Annotated in this window: 1 protein-coding gene; it reads right to left on the reverse strand. The window is 71.1% G+C overall.

Going from position 1 to position 512, the window contains the following annotated elements; translation table 11 throughout:
- The coding region (locus tag AC1DFM_RS34725; RefSeq protein ID WP_477081373.1) for a C-terminal helicase domain-containing protein at positions 1 to 512 on the reverse strand (512 nt) is incomplete at both ends.

The following is a 512-nucleotide window of genomic DNA, read 5'->3' on the forward strand; positions in this document are numbered from 1 at the left end:
GGCGAGCACGACGTTGGAGGCGGCGTGCAGGTTGATGCCCACACCGGCCGCGAGCAGCGAGCAGACGGCGACCGAGACCTCGGGGTCCTTCTGGAACCCGTCGATCGCCTCGGTGCGCTGCTTCGTCGTCTGGTCGCCGCGGATGGAGACGGTGCGCAGCCCTGCGTCGGCGAGCACCTGCTCGGCGGTGTCCATGACGTCGATGTGCTTGGCGAAGAGCACGACCTTGCCCACCGAGTGCGACAGCTGGGCCGCGTAGTCGGCGGCGAGGCGCGACTTGGCCTGGCCGATGCGGCGCACGAGGCTGAAGACGCTCTCGGTGTTCTTGCCGTCGGACTTCTCACCGGCGCCGGCCCGCAGCTCTCCGGCGGCGACACGGCGCATGAGCGCCTCGTCGGGCTCGCCCGGGATCTCGGTGGCGTTGGCCTCGGCGAGGAAGGCGCGGTAGCGGCGGGCGAGCTTGTCGCCAAACGCCTTCTCGGCTGCGCGGATCGAACGGCCGAGGTCGTCGT

It is taken from the genome of Chitinophaga sp. 05T412, from assembly GCF_056396465.1.